The following is an 18557-nucleotide window of genomic DNA, read 5'->3' on the forward strand; positions in this document are numbered from 1 at the left end:
ATTAGATGCTCCCCTACGTCCAGTTTTCTGTTGGTTTACCCACTGCTCTATCACTTCATCATTGAGCCAAAATGTCAGACTCCCTCTCTGTTTTAAGGAAGCATCATACTCAGACCAGTTGCTGATTTGGTACTTAGACTTGGACTTGGACTTACTCATGTCTATGTTGGTCTAGGTTTGTTGTGCCACGCACTGTTATTTTTACCCTCTAAGCTCTCTTTGTGCAACAAAGCCATTAATAATTAATAATTAATAATTAGGGTTTACCGATCTAATCTAAAAGCATTGACATATAAAGGTTTTAGCATTTTTTAGTTAAAAAAGTCCAAGCTTTTAGGTCGTAATGGTTCAAACAAATTAGCATTTTAGGCGCATAGTTGCGCAGAATAATCAAGAGATTATTCTTCCTCCTACCTCCTCTATAATTCCCATTTCTCCTGTCTCTCCCTCCACGGTCGGGGCCCGCGGGTGGGTTGTCTCCTGTCTCCTTCCCTTACCCATAAGACTAGTGAAGCGCAAACCCTAATTAACAATTACCTCTCCTTGGAAAGAAGAGGATTGAAGCGTAGCGTGAAAATTTTTTCTTTTCTCTTGGTCTATTGGATATGGCTCCGAGACCTTGCCATCCAAGCTCCGAAGATCGACCGCTTTTATCCTTTAAAGGAGAGGCTTTAAAGCTTAACTATTCGGTAAGAAAGTTTGCCGGACTTTTTACTGTTAGTAAATAACCAACTCTTGTTTGACATCTCAAATGAAAACGCTATATCGCTAAAAATGTTTGCTTCAATGTACAATAATTTCTGGAAATTATTTTCAGTTAAAATATTTAACCTATACGGTTTATATTTTTGAATGTCTTGGATTTGTTTTACATTCTATTATCATAGTATTTTTATCGGAAATATAACTTCATAGTTACCCTCTCAATGCACGAATTTTATGAAAATCTGTTGGCTAGCATCAATAACCAATTTAAAAACATAACAGCTTCTTCCAACTTCGGTCTTCCTTCTTCCTTATTTTAATATATTTCGCGATAATGTTTAGCTAGCAAATTACCGATGATATTTAATATTAAAGTTATCAATACTAAAGTTAGACCAGCAGCAAAAATTGTTTGATAAGCTAAAGTACCATGAGGTAAATCACCAAGACTAACCTGCACAATATATGCTGTAATAGTAGCAGCTTGGTCTGTGGGATTCAAAGTAAAATTAGGCTGCAAACCAGCCGCAATAGCAACAATCATTGTTTCTCCTACTGCACGGGAAGCTCCCAGAATATAAGCAGAAGAAATACCAGAAATAGCAGCCGGAAATACAACTAATAATGATGTTTGAAACCTAGTTGCTCCCATAGCAAAAGAGCCTTCTCGTAAATCTAGTGGAACAGAACGCATGGCATCTTCACTTATAGAACTAATAAATGGAATAATCATTACCCCCATTACTAATCCTGCACTCAACATATTAAAAGTTGGCAAATTTGGAAATATTTTTTGTAATAATGGGGTTACATATAAGAGTGCGAAATAACCATAAACTACTGTGGGAATAGCAGCTAATAATTCTAAGAAAGGTTTGAGAGTTTCTCTAAATTTTATGGGAGAAAATTCACTCAGATAAATTCCTGCTATAGTCCCCAGTGGAATAGCTATCATTAAAGCAACAATTGAAGTTACTAAGGTTCCTGAGACTAAAGGTAAAATTCCATATTGTGGATTTTGAAATAAGGGAGTCCATTGTGTACTTGTCAGGAAGTCTAATATGGATATTTCTTGAAAAAATAAAACTGATTCTCTGACTAATATAAACAGAATTGCTATTGTAGTTGCTACAGAAGAAAAAGCTGCTAAAAACAAAATATATTCAATTGTTTTTTCTCGTGTATCTTGAACTAATCTTGGTGAAAAATTTGGTAATTTTATTGATTTTAAAAGTTTCTTTCTCATTCAATACCCAGTGATTAAGTAAATAATAATGGTCAGCATAATGGTCAGCATTCAGTTAAGTAAGTAGGTATTTCTAATTAAACGTTAAAAAATTTGTAGGGGCGGGTTTAGCCTAAAGCCTTGATAAATTAGCTATATAGTCCTAAAAACCCGGCGTACACTTGTTGCATTTATTTATGCTTACCTACTTATTAGCGGTCAACATTCAGTAGTAAAAATGAATTAGGGTGATGATTCGTTATATAGCTAAAGTTAGCCGATCTGCTTTTCTTAATACTTTTAATTCTGCCTCATTCTCTCAACGCTTACTTATATCGCAGTCGAAGGAAAGGCTGGAACGTATCAAAAACTTAAAACTCAGACAACGCCAGATTTTTCCAACTTCGTTTGTTCCTTTTTCCTTCTGCTATACGGTTGAATCTTGAATGCTTACTAACAATAATCAATAATAATTGATGCTTATACCAAATTAATATGAATCTGCATAGAATAATATTTTAATCAGAGTTGACTGTAGATCGAGAAAGACTTGTTAATAAATTTCATAACTCTGTACAGCCTCACATAAAATTGATGCTTAGACATTAGCCGAAAATTAGATAAATTATCCGTGTTGCTGAGTGGTAATGATTTTTAGATTAAGTATCAAGGCGCAACATAAGCTTTTCAATTTTACCTTCAACTACTTACCATTACATTTCAGCAATGCCTAATTTTCAGCATTAATTTACATCATGAAATATGTTTGCCACTTGAATCTAGTTTAGTATGAAAAATCAAATAATTACTCTACTTAAAAATAGTTTAAGTCTTCATTATAAGATTTAAAATTTAACTACCACTCCCAATAACACGATTTTTAAAACGTTCCATTGCTTGCTGATATTCTAGTTCGGAAAGAGGTACAGAATTTACTTCTTTAACTAATTGAGGAGCATTCTTGAGATAGAATTCAACAAACTCTTTAACTTCAGGACGCTCTGCCGCTTTAGCATTAACATAAATAAAAATTGGTCTGGCCAGAGGTTGGTATTCTCCACTTCGCACTGTTTCCAGTGAAGGTTTAACAGGTCCATTACCATTGTCTATAGCTATTGCTTTTATTCGGTCTCGGTTCGCTTCATAATAAGAATAGCCAAAATAAGCAATAGCATTAGGGTCATTAGCAACAGCTTGAACCAAAACATTATCATCTTCACTAGGCGTATAGTCAGAACGGCTAGCCTTAGACTGACCAACTATTTCATTAGTAAAATAGTCAAATGTACCTGAATCTGCACCTGGTCCATACATTCTCAGTTCTGCATCAGGCCAATTAGAGTTCACCTGATTCCACTTCATAACTTTACCTTGGGCCTCCGGTGCCCACATCTTTTTGAGATCCTCCACACTCATAGTATCAACAAAGTTTTTAGTATTAACAACTACAGTAATAGCATCATAAGCAATAGGTAATTCAATAAATTCAATTCCTGCAGCTTTACATTTTTCTATTTCAGATGGTTGAATAGTTCTGGAAGCATCAGAAATATCTGTTCTAACGGAATCTTCTAGAGAACAAAATTTTTTAAAGCCTCCCCCTGTTCCAGAAATTCCAACCGTTACCCGCATAACACCTCTTTTCTCTTTTTGAAATTCTTCTGCTACTGCTTCGGTAATAGGGTAAACTGTGCTAGAACCATCAATTTTAATTATAGACGGGCTTTGAGACCTAACTACAGGAATAGTTATAGCTAATGTTGTAGCTACTAGAGCAAAGACACTAGCTAATTTCCGCTTATTCAGCTTCAAATTCTTTACTTTGGTAGTTACCATACTCTTGTTTTCCTAGAGTTTTGATCGGATATTTAGACAATTAAGCATTTATATAATTTAAAAATAATAATTGTTATTCAGAGTATTATTATAATTATTTGAGAAGAAGTAAAGTTTAAGTACAGTTTAAATATAGGTTAATCACTAACAATAATTATGACAAAAATATGGATAACCAATATACTTTGGCAGCAGAATTTTTACAGTGGGGAGTAGGTCTGCATAGCGGTATTAAATCTCATATTAAAGTTATACCTGCCCCCAAAAATTCAGGTATATATTTTGTTAGAGTTGACTTACCTGAGACTCCTAGTATTCCAGCTCTAATAAACTTTGTAGTTTCTACTACTCTCTCTACTGAATTTGGTATTGAAAATATTCGTATTCGTACTGTAGAACATTTGTTAGCTGCTTTGGCTGGAATGGGAATAGATAATGCTCGAATTGAAATTGATGGCCCCGAAGTTCCTCTCCTGGATGGCTCGTCTAAAGTCTGGGTAGAGGCGATCGCTTCTGTAGGATTAGTTGCTCAACCAGAGGAGGGAAATGGGGAGATGGGGAGATGGGGAGATGGAAAGATGGGGAGATGGGGAGATGGGGAGATGGAAAGATGGGGAGATGGGGAGATGGGGAGATGGAAAGATGGGGAGATGGGGCAAAAAAATATTAACAATACCGATCGCCCACAGCCAATAAAGCACATTCTTAATCCAAAACTAAGGACCGAAAATTCGATCAACCGACCAATTTGGATCAACCAAGGTGATGCTTTTGTCGCTGCTTTACCTAGCCCAGAAACTAGATTTACTTACGGAATAGATTTTAATCTACCAGCTATTGGTAATCAGTGGCATAGTTGGTCTCCAGAAACAGAAAGTTTTGCTGAGTTTATTGCCCCAGCTCGTACATTTGCCTTAGCACATCAAATTGACCAATTACGAGAAGTTGGTTTAATTAAAGGTGGTAGTCTAGATAATGCTCTAGTTTGTAATGAGTCGGGATGGTTAAATCCACCCTTAAGATTTGAAAATGAACCTGTACGTCATAAACTCTTGGACTTAGTAGGAGATTTGAGTTTATTAGGTAGTTTTCCTCAAGCTCATTATCTGGCTTACAAAGCTAGCCATAAATTACATATCCAATTAGCTCAAAAAATTTCCGAGTTATTTGTAAGTAAAACTAATTTTAGATCGTAGGTCTGAGGTCTGAGGTCTGAGGTCTGAGGTTGTAGGTGTTTACATATCAAGACTTACGCAAATTGACTATTAAAGCACCATTTGTAAGGGTAAGTAATATTCTTTCTTGCTATATGTAGAGTCTCTGTGTAAGTCCTGACATATTTTATTTGAGGTGATACCAATTTGATAAATGTTTCTTACAAATGGTAGGGACGCCCTTATGCAACGTACGTACGAAAGAAGAAGGAGGCAAGGAGGAAAAAGGGGTAAACATTCAAAAAAATGGAAAAAAGATAGAGATAACTATCTAAAATGAACTGGAGCAGCTATTTTTAAGCATATCCGATCAATATCTACCTTTTTGTAGCATCCTTTTTTCACGCTTGGTATGACACAGAATTATGAAATTTATTGCGTTGCACAGCGACGAATGATTTTGGATGTTTGATAAAAATAATTTTTGATTTGAGAATTAGTAAAATAAATAAAATCATTTTTCGTAATTTTTGGCCATAAAAATCTATTCACCTATTCCCTATTCCCTAATCTTGCAAAAAGTCTATATCTTTTTCGGAGATGTCTAATGGTAAAATCAAGACTGCCAATCAAGAACTGTACATAATGTCAACCTCTGAAAAAACTACAACAGATTCAGCACAAACCACAGAAAATTCTTCAACTCAGCAAAATCAGGATGCTGCGACTACTGGGGTAAATATTATGACAGTTGAAGAAATTCACAAACTGTTACCCCACCGATATCCCTTTGCTTTGGTAGACCGTATTATAGAATATGTACCAGCAGAAAGAGCGGTAGGTATTAAAAATGTGACTTTTAATGAACCCCATTTTCAAGGGCATTTTCCTGGACGACCAATTATGCCAGGGGTATTAATCATAGAAGCAATGGCTCAGGTTGCAGGCATAGTCTTTGCTCAAATGCCAGAGCTTCAGAAAGGATTATTTGTATTTGCAGGTATGGATAAGGTTAGGTTTCGTCGCCCAGTAGTTCCAGGAGACCAATTAATATTAAAGACAGAATTATTATCTGTTAAAGGTGGCAAGTTTGGTAAAGTGCAAGGTCTTGCAGAAGTGGATGGTCAAAAAGCCGCAGAAGGAAATTTGATGTTTTCAATAATGGATTGAAGTATGCCTACTCTGATTCACCCAACAGCTGTTATTGCTGAAAGTGCCGAATTGCATCCCACTGTACAAGTCGGTCCCTATGCTGTAATAGAGGAACAGGTTAAGGTAGGTGCGGGAACTACCATTGGCGCTCATGTCGTGATCGAAGGGCCAACAGAAATTGGCTCTGGTAATCGGATTTTTCCTGGGGCAGCTATTGGTATAGAACCACAAGATTTGAAATATGCAGGTGCTCCAAGTTGGGTAAAAATTGGCAACAATAACAAAATCAGGGAATACGTTACAGTTAATCGCGCTACTTATGCAGGTGAGAGTACTGTTATTGGTAATGACAATTTACTGATGGCTTATGTCCATGTGGCGCACAATTGTATTATTGAAGATTCTGTGGTCATAGCTAATGCTGTATCTTTAGCAGGCCATGTCAAAATTGAGTCAAAAGCTGTAATTGGTGGGGTATTGGGTATTCATCAGTTTGTCCATATTGGTCAAATGGCAATGGTGGGTGGTATGAGTCGTGTCGTTAGAGATGTACCACCATTTATGTTGGTCGAAGGACATCCTTGTTTGGTGCGATCGCTCAATTTATTAGGATTAAAGCGTGCTGGTTTGAACAGTGCAGATTTAGCAATATTGAAAAATGCTTTTCGGATTCTCTATCGTTCGGATAAACTTTTTAGTGAAGCTTTAGAGGAATTAGAGTTACTTTCAGAGAATAAGTATATCCAAGAATTACATCAGTTCTTAAGTATGTCTCTTGGGTCTAAACGTCGTGGACCGATGCCGGGAAAAATGTCGAAGGGAGTGAAGTTAGAGGAAGTTGATAATTAATCAAGTTTTTGTTAAGTAGAGGGAGGTAAAAAATTGCTCCAACTGATACAAAGCAATAATTCTCAGACTTTTTCAATTATGTATATCATTATCTAAGTAGGGCTTGCAAAATTAATTACACATACTCTAAAGATAAAAAGCTGATGCTGTAAAAATTACAGAGAATAAAATTAGGTAATTAATTTTGCTTAAGCACTTATTAAATTGTCTATTGGGACTTACACAAGTAGATGAAGAAAATTAGTCTATAATACCTATAAAATAAAGATTTTATCTCAAAGATTCATTTCCATGAAAAAGATCACTCCTAGTGCTATGCCTCCTTGCTTTGAAACATGGTGTAAAAAGTTTGATGATTGTTGGAAAAACCAGTCCCAGAAAACAGGATTTAGGCATTATTTAGGTGGTTTACTAGGAGAGAATGAAAAGAAAAACATATCTCAAATGGCCAATGAATCAATTGGAATAGTCTATAATCGATTACATCATTTCATCGCAGATTCTTCTTGGAATACAGATCAAATTAATAAACGTCGCTTGGAAATAATTAACAAATTTTCTCAAACCAATTTCTGTAGAGGATTTAGTTTGATTTTAAATGATTCTGGACATAGAAAAAGTGGTGATTTTACATCTGGAGTAGGCCGACAATATATTGGATAAATTGATAAAACAAATAATAAAATAGTAACGGTAACAACTCATTATTATGATGGCAAAAAAAGTTTACCTTTAGATATTAAATTATATCAACACTCCTATTCTTTAGAAGAAAAGGCAAGCATAGGAATAGAGTTAATAGACCAAACCCTAAACAGAGGTCATCATCCGGGAATAGTTTTAATTGATACAGACTATGGCAATAATACAATATTTCTGAAGAAACTAGAAGAAAGGAAATTAAAATATCTAGGAGGAATTGCAAAAAACCGTTTGCGTAGCATTCCGTAGGAAAAAGTAATAGTTAAACAAAAATCCCAACCAGAAACAGAAATTAGAATAGATGAATTAGCAGAAAGCTTACCAGCAGATACATTTGAATCAGTTATCTTAAGTGTAGAAAAACCAAAAATAATTTGGGTTACCACATTTAGAGCACCGATTTCACCCCTCGAAGGAGAAAGAGCTTTTACTATCGTTATGAATGCTAGTTCTCTAGAAGAGGCAACAGAAATTGATTATTTTATCACAAATGTTGAGAATTCAAAAGCGACATCTGAGTGGATAGTAAATACTTACTCAAACAGAAATTGGATAGAGGTTTTTTACCGAGAAGCCAAAGGGTGGTTGGAGTTAAAAGAGTATGAACTTAGAGATGAATATCAACTTAGAGATGAATATCAACTTAGAGATGAATGGAGCCTAGAACGCCATTTTATATTGGTATTTTGTGCTTATACTTTTATCATTTGGCATAAGTTAACTGGAGCGTTAGAAAAACAATGGGCAAGTGGCATTGCTGAATTAAAATATGAAAGTAGGTTTACAGGGAATAGGGAACAGGGAATAGGGAACAGGGAAAAGTTAATATTAACAAGTAGTCCAAACAATTCAACATACAAAAGCGCTCCAAACAATTCAACATACAAAATAAAAAATACAAAATTATCAAATCATAGGGCAAGTAAACCTTTGACAACGTTAGATAAGGCAAGTAGACTTTTGACAACGTTACTAATCTTACATTATCTATTATCTCAATTAGCATTAGCGCTAATTTTAATTAATAGACTTTTTCTCTCCAAGGATTATATAGGGGATAAGGAGCGTTATTGCCAGAATTCTTATCCATCAGCATACAATAACATTGATGAGTTTAAGGCGGTTTTGCGTGAGGGAGCTAAGGCAGAGGCAGTCGAAAAGTTATTCCCAGAAAATAAACTTAAAGATTTTATAGGTAAAGATAATGCTACTTCTAAAAGAGAAGAACTGATTCCTATTCTCAAAGAATCTGTAGTTCTAGAAGAAGAAAAATATGAGAACAGCAAGAGTGATTTGGGTAAGTCTTGCATATATTTCAAGCCAATTCAAAAGCTTGAAGATAAGATGTTTGAGCCTATAGAATTTGAAGTGCCATACTGTGCTTCAGATATAAGTGTTTCTGGGAAAAAAATACAGGAAGAAAAAGATGACGCAATAATTGCTCGACTTAAAGAGCATGAACCTAAACTTGGACAACGTGGAAGGAAGGAAATTTTAAGCTTGGTGGAAAAGCAGGTTTCTGAGAGAAATTTAAATAGTGAGGAAGATTGTGAACTCAGTGAACTAATCAAGATTAGTATATTGCCAATCAAGCTTCAGGCAATTTTAACAGCAGATGAATTTAAAAATATACCCGAAGTTAAAGGAGTAGATGAAAACAACAAAAAAGCTGAGTTTCAATTCACTGTCTTGTCAGACAAGTACAACTGGGAGTTTAGTAGCGATGATAAAACTCAGTTGAAAGGAAAAGATGCTAGTATTCGTAATTTGCTTTCTGGAGAATATATGATTTTGGGCTTTAGAAAAGTTTCTGAACTAATTAGTGTTGGTACTGCTTCATGCGAGGGAGGAACAGCCACAGAAAATGAGAGATCCAAAATTAGAGCTGGCAAGTTGGATGAATGGTTGCAGGAAGCTCTAGAAAAGCACAACCTCAAACACAAACCAAGATACACTTTGAACCTAGGAAAGTACAAAGGAGAATGTTCACCAAAGACTGAACAAGAGACAGCTCCTCAACGTAGAATCATTATCATCGGTATTATAGATAGAGACAAAGACGTAAATTTATCTGAAGCTCTTCGTAATGCTATGGAAAAGAGGCGAGATTTGTCATTTTATATCAAGAATTATAGTATCTTTGAGTTGGATTGACATCCTCCCGACGCTTTTCTACGAGACAGGGCGGGATTCCGGCGCCATCGCTAATAGGGTTTCTGCTGCCTCTTTACAGAGGAGTTGCGCTCACAATGCACTTGCCTTCCAGGATTTATTCCCTTCCGGCCTTACAGTTGGGTATAGTCAAGCCTTGAATCTTTAATTTTTGCGTGTATCTTAGCTACTTTGATCCTTGCTTTGTGATAGTTACTAGATCCTTTGATTTTATGAGAAAGTTATTTTTGGGCTAACCTTAATTTTTGGCATTACTGAGGGGCGGGATGAATATAAGTCGTAAGTGGGGGCAGGCATCCTGCCTGTCCCTGCCTGGGGTGAAAATATCAGGAACGGGTAAGATGCCCATTCCACTTCCACTTCCACTTCCACTTCCACAAACCTATTAAAATCATCCCGCATTTATGCAACGCCTAATTTTTTGTGTAACTTGTTCAGGTTATTTTGCTACCTTTGCTTCAACTGCTCTAAATAATATTTTTATTCATTTTAATAAGCTCCAACGCAGAGCGACAGACTTGTTATCAATATACATCAAAATTGACCGAGTGGCAAAAATCCTGTATTTATTGCATATCAAGACTTGTAGCGTTTATGAAAAGATTGCTCATACAGGCGCGAAATCGCGATTTTTCCCTCAAATTTGGCTTTCAATAGCTCATTTGAACTTTTTTTGTCAAAATCAGTTTAAATTATAAATAGGTTAATCAATTAATTATAAGTTTAATTAATATACTATTATTTAAAAGTCTTGTTGCGCTATGGACAAGGCAAAAGTAAAAAATAATCTATGATTGAGTTCAATCATTTAGGAATGTCTTAATCTTTGCTTCGATTGGTATATAGTTTCTTTCAGTTGGAATGAAGTAATTGAGGTTTGAATTTTTATATTTGTACCTCTTTTGCTGATAACTGATAACTGATAACTGACAACTGAAATAACCAGTCCCCTATGTCTTATGAAAATTTTTATTAGTACAGGTGAAGTTTCTGGAGATTTACAAGGGTCTCTATTAGTTGAAGCACTCTATCGTCAAGCTCAACTTCAAGGTTTAAACTTAGATATTGTTGCCTTGGGGGGCGATAGAATGGCTGCTGCTGGTGCTACTTTATTAGGAAATACGACAAAAATTGGTGCTGTAGGAATTATTGAGTCTTTGCCTTTTGTTTTTCCTACTCTGAAAGTACAACAAAAAGCAAAGGAATATTTACATAATGAATCCCCTGATATAGTTGTTTTGATTGACTATATGGGACCTAATATTAGTATTGGTAGTTATATCCGCAAAACCCAACCAAATTTACCTATTATTTGGTACATTGCTCCTCAAGAATGGGTTTGGTCTCTGGGAAAAGGTAAAACAAATAAAATAGTAAATTTAGCAAACAAAATTTTGGCAATTTTTCCGGAAGAAGCAAATTATTTTCAACAAAAAGGAGCTGAAGTTATTTGGGTAGGTCATCCCATAATTGACAGAATAAAAATAGCTCCTAGTAGGGAAAAAGCACGTCATAATCTGGGCATAAATTCAGATACAATAGCGATCGCTTTATTACCAGCATCTCGACAACAAGAAGTTAAATATTTAATGCCAGTAATATTTCGAGCAGCACAAATAATTCAGGAAAAATTACCTCAAGTTCATTTTCTGATTTCTCTTTCTTTAGAAAGTTATCGTCATCCTATTGAAGAGGCAATTAAGAAGTATCAACTACAGGCAAAAATTTATCCATCTCTGCCACAAAATAATCAAGAAATACAAGAAAGTAAAAATTTAGAAATTCTGGCTGCAGCCGACTTAGCGATCGCTAAATCTGGCACTGTGAATTTGGAAATAGCTTTGCTAAATGTACCGCAAGTAGTAGTATATAAAGTTAATCCAATAACTGTTTGGATTGCCAGGAATATTTTGAGATTTTCGATTCCATTTATGTCACCACCAAATTTGGTACAAATGAAGGCTATTGTGCCAGAATTATTTCAAGAAAATGCTACTCCTGAAAATATTGTTTCTGAAGCTTTGAAACTTCTATTAGATTCTCAGCACGGAGAAAAAATGAGAGTAAATTATCAGGAAATGCGTCATGCTTTGGGAGAAGAAGGAGTTTGTGGTCGTGCAGCTCAAGCAATTTTGGATTCAGTTTTGACCGAATAAAGCTTATTGTTCATTAATGGATAATTACCTCTCCCTTTTAGGGAGAGGATTGACCAACGCCGAAAAAATTTATTTTTTTTCCCTTGAAAGGGGATGCTAATAAAGCTGAATTGTTTAATTATTTAATTATTTAATTATTCGGTAAAATGAATATTTTATAGTCATCCTAAATTTTTTGTAGCAAGATGTTAGTAATAGTTAATTATTCATCACTTTTGCTCTCTACAGTATAGTTATATTGATGAATTTAACCTACCACTAAATAGGGTTTGCGCTTCACTAGTCTTTTAGTAGGGGTAGGAGACAACCCACCCGCAGGCCCCTCCAACCCACCCCTCGCCCCTCACCCTCCCAGGAGGGAAGGGGAAGACAGGAAACAACCTACCTGCGGGCTCTTTCGGTCGAGGGGAAGACAGGATAAATGGGAATGAGCGAGGAGGTAGGAGTAACAATTGTAAGAATGATTTTTCTGCCCAACTATGCGCCTAAAATAAGAGCCATGCATGAGCATGAAGAACCGAAAACCAAGCACTTTTTTCGAGTCCAAAAAGGCACTTGTCTTTATATGTCAATGCTTTTAGATTTAATCAGCAAGCCCTAAATAATTAACCTACAACCTAAAACCTAAAACTTTCTTCAATAGCGATCAGAAAATCTATAATTAGAACTATTTTCAGAACACTGGACTAAAGTAATACCAAATTGATAAATGTTTGCTACAAATAGCTAGGGTATTTATTTAGAAGTCAGGAGTCAGAAGTCAGAAGTTAGAATGAATAGCTTCAATACCAATTTTTAGATTCAGAAATTCTCTTTTTTATCAAAGGGACATCTGCTGCAAAGTCTTTAGGTCGCACTTATTATTCGTAATATTCTTTTTTCAAAATGGTATTATATCAAATTTCGCGCATTCTTGCTACATCTCCTTGAGAGTAGGGAGTAGGGAGTAGAGAGAGAGATTAGGGTTCAAATGCATAAGATATCTTGGTTTAATGCCGATAATCGTTACAAACATTGCTTAACCATTATTATTACTTAATAACTGAAGTCTTTATGAAGAAGAGCATTATTTTTGGAAATTGGTATTATACAATTTCTTATGGATTATTGTTATAGATCAATTTCTTGATAAATCAATTGTAGAGGGTAACTCTCCCCTGGGCACTTGTTTAGTAAATTGGTATAATTTATTTTAAGATAAAAGTTGCTCGTATAATTAATATATTAACTACTACTGATTATGAATACTATTTATCTTTTTCTTTTACTTTATTCTGACACTATTGACTGATGAGCTAAACACAGAAATAAAAAAAATGCAAAAAAGATTATATAAATTATTTGTTATTGTCACAAAAATTTTTCTACTTTTAGGTTCTGTAATAGTTTTAAATTCCCTAGTTTTTGCTGGAGAAATTAGAAGTAATATTATTTCTCCAGAGCTGAGAAAAAAACTAGAGATAAAGGGATTTATTGATGGTTATCAAAGGTCTAAATCTGGTTTAGAGCCATCTATAGAAGCAGAATTTGAAAAATTAAACATAGTAGAAACAATTGAAAATAACATTTATGCAGATGCTTATCTACAAGGCTATACTCAATTTGAACTTGATTTAGGCGAGTACATAAGTATTAATCAGAATGAACATGAGCTACAAGTTATTGCGTTTAAAGATGGTTGTTTGAGGGCAAAAATAGGGATGAATGAATTTCCAGAAGTAGGTATGAATAAATTAGGGTTAGAAGAATTAAGAGAACAGTTAATTTATCTTGATGCTTATCAACAAGGTTATACTAGGTGGCTGTTTACTTATTCTTGTATACCTTCACCATATTAATATAGTAGAAGGAAGAGGGGAGAGGGGAGAGGGGAGAAGCAAAAAGAAAGAACTTTTATTATTGATATTCATTCCGTTGTTTGAGCTATTTCATAATACCAAGCTTCAAAAAAGAATGTTTAGAATAATAATGGGACTTAAAAGATTATTGTTCGGATATCTCTTTGATTAAAAAGGGATACTCAGACTAATAAATGATATAGCACTACGTCTTTTGGTGTTTGACAATAAATTTGGGTTGTAAGGGAAAAGGGAATAGGGAATAGGAAACAGAAGAATGTCCTAAGGTATTTGCGTAGCGTTATATTTAAGTTATTTATTCTGACTTCTGACTACTATGAAAAGTCTCACTATTTGTAGCAAACATTTATCAAATTGGTATAAGTCAAATACAGTAATGGTAACTTATATAGCAATTCCCAAAAAGCGTGAGGTACAAAACTCTAGGCAACAGCTCCGGAAGGCAATAGTGAAGTAAAGGCAAGAGTGTACCTCACGCTTACTGAGAAATGCTATATAACTAAGGAATAAGTTTTACTTCTTAACCAGAGTATTGAACTTAATTGTTTTAGTTTTTTTTAGAGTTAAGGAGTGGGATTGTAGAAGAAATTTGTTAAACTTACAACTTATAATTTTTATCAAAAGATGAAAAGATATAGAATTACAATTCTAATTTGTTTGATATTTACTGTAATTTTAGGTTTTGCAACTAAATTTTATGAAGGACTATTTTCGGAATGGCTAAATAATTCTTTTAGTTCAATTTTTTATGAAGCATTCTGGATTTTTTTAGTGATTTTTCTTCGACCTCGACTTAAACCTGGTTTAGTGGCTTTTTGGGTATTTATTATTACCTGTTTTCTAGAATTTATGCAGTTATGGAAAGCACCTTTTTTACAAGCTATTCGAGCAACTTTAATTGGCAGACTGTTGTTAGGAAATACTTTTGTCTGGTGGGATTTTTTGTACTATATATTAGGTTGTACATTGACTTGGATATTTTTATGTTACTTCAAGTTTTATGATGAGAGGAGTCAGGAGTTAGGAGTCAGTAGGAAGAAAGGATGAGAGTGGGAATTATCTGGGGATATTCCCGCATTTTATGTCTGCATTGAATGGAAGTAGAAAGTGCGATAACTGTATAACTGGATTTTATATCACATACAATTTAGCTAATTTAAAAGATAAAATAGCAGTTCAATAATGTAAGCGTTCAGCGGTCAGCTATCAGCTATCAGCTATGAGTTATTAATTCATTATCGCACCGAAAGAAAGAGGTGATCGGCTAATCTTAGTAAGTTATTACGTTCATCCATCTGTTTGCTTCCAGATTCCGCAGGAAATGTTTACTCAATAATACCGATTTGAAAAAAGAATGCTACAAAAAGGTAGATATTGATCGGATATGCTTAAAAATAGCTGCTCCAGTTCATTTAAGATAGTTATCTCTATCTTTTTTCCATTTTTTTCAATATTTACCTCTTCTTCCTTCTTCCCTCTTCCTTCTTTCGTACGGACTATGCAACGTCCCTACCATTTGTAACAAATATTTATCACGCTTGGTATAATTAGGGCTTGCGCTCATAAAGCTAAAAGTCAGGATAGCTAAGACTTAGGAGCTTTTCATATTCAATTTATATCCTAGTTATTAGCTAGTTTTGCATCAATTTACTGAAATTTTCTGCTGAAATTCAAGAAAATTTCTTCACATAAAATGGTCGAAACTGTTGCCTTTTCCCCCCATCTCCGCGTCTGGTGCGTCTGGTGCGTCCGGTGTGTCCTACCCCCACCAACCAATTTTTTCAGCAGACCCTAATTAATATCCTTCTGCTAAGAAACTCAATATCTTTTAGTCTTTATATACTAATTAGGTTTTGCTGAAAAAGTCTTATGAGTGAGGGTAGGAATTAGGAGTTAGATTTTGTTACTTTTAACTTTTGACTTTTGACTTTTGACTTTGAATTCCTTTTTTCTTACTTTTAACTTTTAACTTTTGACTTTTGACTTTTGACTTTGAATTCCTACCCACTTAATAATAGCTTCAGTCAACCCCTCCAAAGTATATTCTTCAGCTTCCACATCTACCCTACCTAACAAACTTTGACAACTTTGAGAAGTTTGAGGTCCGATAGAAGCAATACAAATATTTTCTAACCAATTTTGCGGTAAATTATCCTGATTTTCAGTCGTTAAATAACAAAAATTTCGCACTGTTTTAGAACTAGCAAAGGTCATAATATCTATCTGACAATTTTGCAGTGCTAATAAAGCTTCCGGTAGAATATTTTCTGGACAACTAGACTCATAAGCAGCTACTTCTATTACCTCCGCACCTTGACTATTTAACTCATTCACTAATACTTCCCTACCACCAGTCTCTACTCTGGGAAATAAAACCTTTTTTCCACTCAAATTTTCTGGGAAATTTACCACCAAAGAATCAGCAACAAAATTAGGTGGAATAAAATCCGCCTTCAAACAACGAGCATTCAAACTTCCCGAAGTTTTTTTACCAACAACTGCGATTTTTACACCAGATAAAGCACGACTATCTTTACCTTTCTCTGCCAACCTTTCAAAAAAGTAATCTACCCCATTTGTAGAAGTCAAAATTAACCAATCAAAACTATCTATATTATTAATAGCTACATCTAAATCATGCCAACTTGAAGGAGGAGTAATCACTAAAGCTGGCATCTCAATTACTTTTGCCCCTGCTTTTTGTAAGCGATCGCTAAATTTACTAGACTGACCTGCTGCACGAGTCACTAAAACAGTTTTATTTGCTAAAGGCGCTATTTCTGTTTTTGCTACTGACTTTTCTCTAAGCATATTATTTGGAGATTTTAAATAATCTCGTAACCTGACTACTTCTCCTACTATTATCACACAAGGGGACAAATATTCAGCATAAGTTTGTTGAACAATATCCCCCAAACTACCAATCCAAATTTGTTGTTTTGAAGTTGCACAATTTTGAATAATTGCCACAGGAGTTTGAGATGTTCTTTTATGTCTTAATAACTGATGTACAATTTCATCTAAATTTCGTGCCCCCATTAAAATTACTAAAGTTTCAATCTGAGAAATTCTTTCCCAATCTAATGCTTCTATATCGTGAGCAGTCAAGACAACAAAAGCTCTACTCATAACTGCATCTGTCAGAGGAATATTTGCTAGTAAAGGTGCAATTAATGCAGAAGAAATTCCTGGTACAACTTCAAATTCACAACCAGCTTCAATTAATGCTTGAATTTCTGAAGTAGCACGACCAAAAATAAAAGGATCTCCTCCTTTTAGCCTAATTACTTGTTTGCCTAATTTACATTTTTCTACTAACAAGCTATTAATTTCTGACTGAGACATACTGGGTTTACCACCACGTTTACCCATCTCTATTTTCAAACAACTTTCTGGTGCTAATTGTCGAATTGAGTCATCAACTAAGGCATCATAAATTAAGACTTCAGCTTGAGTAATAAGAGAATGTGCTTTGACAGTCAAATATTCTTTACTTCCGGGTCCAGCTCCAACAATATATACTTTTCCTGGTAATTTAGTCATATTTATATTAATCATATAAAATTCGGTTATACAGTTATTGTACTTGTGCTTCTTCATTAAATATAGACTTTTTAAGGAGTATCTCTGCAAATTCCCACCTAAAAATTATTCCTAATTCCTGAATTCTTACTCTTTGAACACACGATAATTAATTAGCCGGATTATAAATAAATATCTTTGAATTTTAGTTCTATCGGAAAGTTTAATCGACCATATTAGATGGCATATATAATAGTTAACTTCCAAATTTTTAGCTGATATAGCAAAAGCAAGAAGGAAGGGCTGAAATTGAAGGAAGCTTGATTATTGATACGTAAGCATTCCGCAGGAAATGCTTACATTGATCCTTTCAAGTTTGAAGCTTTTTCATAAGTAAAATAAATATAGCAATGACGACTGCTATATAAAAATATTTTTACAGTATTGATACATTTTTTTGCTCTCAAATATTTTGACGGAAAAATTATATCAATTCAGTATTATTTTAATCTGAAACCAAGGTAACGCTGTCTATGAAGTTTAGCTTTTTACCAAATAGGTATTATACAAAATTCACGCCAAAGGAGTTATATCTTATTATCTATGTTTTGTGCCTATAGTATCAATTTTCCTCCCTTGCTAATATTGTAAATTTTTACTCTTTGATCTTATACAATTTATCTGCAAAAATGCGCTTAATAATTGTCGTTCAGACCTTAAAGGAAGGCAGAAGGCAGAAGGCAGAAGGGAAGAAAAGGTTAAAAGGGATAAAGTTTTTTTTATAACTGACCCGTCCGTTAGCGTAGCTCCCCCGGAGGGGGAACATGATATAAAATAAATATAGCAATGACGACTGCTATATAAAAATATTTTTACAGTATTGATACATTTTTTTGCTCTCAAATATTTTGACGGAAAAATTATATCAATTCAGTATTATTTCAATCTGAAACCAAGGTAACGCTGTCTATGAAGTTTAGCTTTTTACCAAATAGGTATTATACAAAATTCACGCCAAAGGAGTTATATCTTATTATCTATGTTTTGTGCCTATAGTATCAATTTTCCTCCCTTGCTAATATTGTAAATTTTTACTCTTTTATCTTATACCATTTATCTCCAACAATGCACTTAGTAATTGTCGTTCAGACCTTATTACACTGACTATTCTCATCTTTATATTAAGTGCAACTTCATGGATAAATGGTATTAGTGATCTACCAGG

The 18557-nt window shown here is 34.5% G+C and carries 9 protein-coding genes and 1 pseudogene; 7 read left to right on the forward strand and 3 right to left on the reverse strand.

Features of this window, described 5'->3' with window-relative positions; all coding sequences use genetic code 11:
* Positions 1 to 1021: 1021 nt before the first annotated feature.
* Both pstC and F6K15_RS20240 read right to left on the reverse strand, forming a co-directional pair.
* Complete coding sequence (gene pstC, locus F6K15_RS20235; protein ID WP_293063632.1) at positions 1022 to 1951, reverse strand: phosphate ABC transporter permease subunit PstC; 930 nt, start codon at positions 1949 to 1951, stop codon at positions 1022 to 1024.
* 831 nt (positions 1952 to 2782) lie between these two features.
* Positions 2783 to 3766 carry a PstS family phosphate ABC transporter substrate-binding protein gene (locus F6K15_RS20240; RefSeq protein WP_293063634.1) on the reverse strand — a complete coding sequence of 328 codons (984 nt, stop codon included), beginning with the start codon at positions 3764 to 3766 and terminating at the stop codon, positions 2783 to 2785.
* Positions 3767 to 3933: 167 nt separating this feature from the next.
* On the opposite strand from F6K15_RS20240, the gene F6K15_RS20245 reads away from it, so the two are divergent.
* The 7 genes and pseudogenes from F6K15_RS20245 to F6K15_RS20280 all read left to right on the forward strand — a co-directional run bounded on the left by F6K15_RS20245 (position 3934) and on the right by F6K15_RS20280 (position 14857).
* A complete protein-coding gene (locus tag F6K15_RS20245) occupies positions 3934 to 4962 on the forward strand; it encodes a UDP-3-O-acyl-N-acetylglucosamine deacetylase (protein WP_293063636.1) in 1029 nt (342 codons plus the stop codon).
* A gap of 603 nt (positions 4963 to 5565) precedes the next feature.
* Positions 5566 to 6090, forward strand: a complete 525-nt coding sequence (gene fabZ / locus F6K15_RS20250) for a 3-hydroxyacyl-ACP dehydratase FabZ (RefSeq protein ID WP_375341080.1) — start codon at positions 5566 to 5568, stop codon at positions 6088 to 6090.
* Positions 6091 to 6093: 3 nt separating this feature from the next.
* Positions 6094 to 6921 (forward strand): acyl-ACP--UDP-N-acetylglucosamine O-acyltransferase, encoded by an 828-nt coding sequence (gene lpxA / locus F6K15_RS20255; RefSeq protein WP_293063640.1) that lies wholly within the window; start codon positions 6094 to 6096, stop codon positions 6919 to 6921.
* A gap of 291 nt (positions 6922 to 7212) precedes the next feature.
* A pseudogene (locus F6K15_RS20260) lies at positions 7213 to 8373 on the forward strand (IS701 family transposase); the annotation flags it as partial.
* Positions 8374 to 10754: 2381 nt separating this feature from the next.
* Entirely contained in the window at positions 10755 to 11951 is a 1197-nt protein-coding gene (lpxB, locus tag F6K15_RS20270; RefSeq protein WP_293063641.1) for a lipid-A-disaccharide synthase, read from the forward strand.
* 1316 nt (positions 11952 to 13267) lie between these two features.
* A complete protein-coding gene (locus F6K15_RS20275) occupies positions 13268 to 13789 on the forward strand; it encodes a hypothetical protein (RefSeq protein WP_293063643.1) in 522 nt (173 codons plus the stop codon).
* Positions 13790 to 14434: 645 nt separating this feature from the next.
* Positions 14435 to 14857, forward strand: coding sequence for a DUF2809 domain-containing protein (locus F6K15_RS20280; RefSeq protein ID WP_293063645.1), 423 nt, complete (start codon positions 14435 to 14437; stop codon positions 14855 to 14857).
* A gap of 918 nt (positions 14858 to 15775) precedes the next feature.
* Here the strand turns inward: F6K15_RS20280 and cobA are convergent.
* Positions 15776 to 17353, reverse strand: a complete 1578-nt coding sequence (gene cobA / locus F6K15_RS20285) for a uroporphyrinogen-III C-methyltransferase (RefSeq protein WP_293063647.1) — start codon at positions 17351 to 17353, stop codon at positions 15776 to 15778.
* Positions 17354 to 18557: the final 1204 nt, after the last annotated feature.

It is taken from the genome of Okeania sp. SIO2B3 (genome assembly GCF_010672525.1).
In the GTDB taxonomy this organism is placed as follows: Bacteria; Cyanobacteriota; Cyanobacteriia; order Cyanobacteriales; family Microcoleaceae; genus Okeania.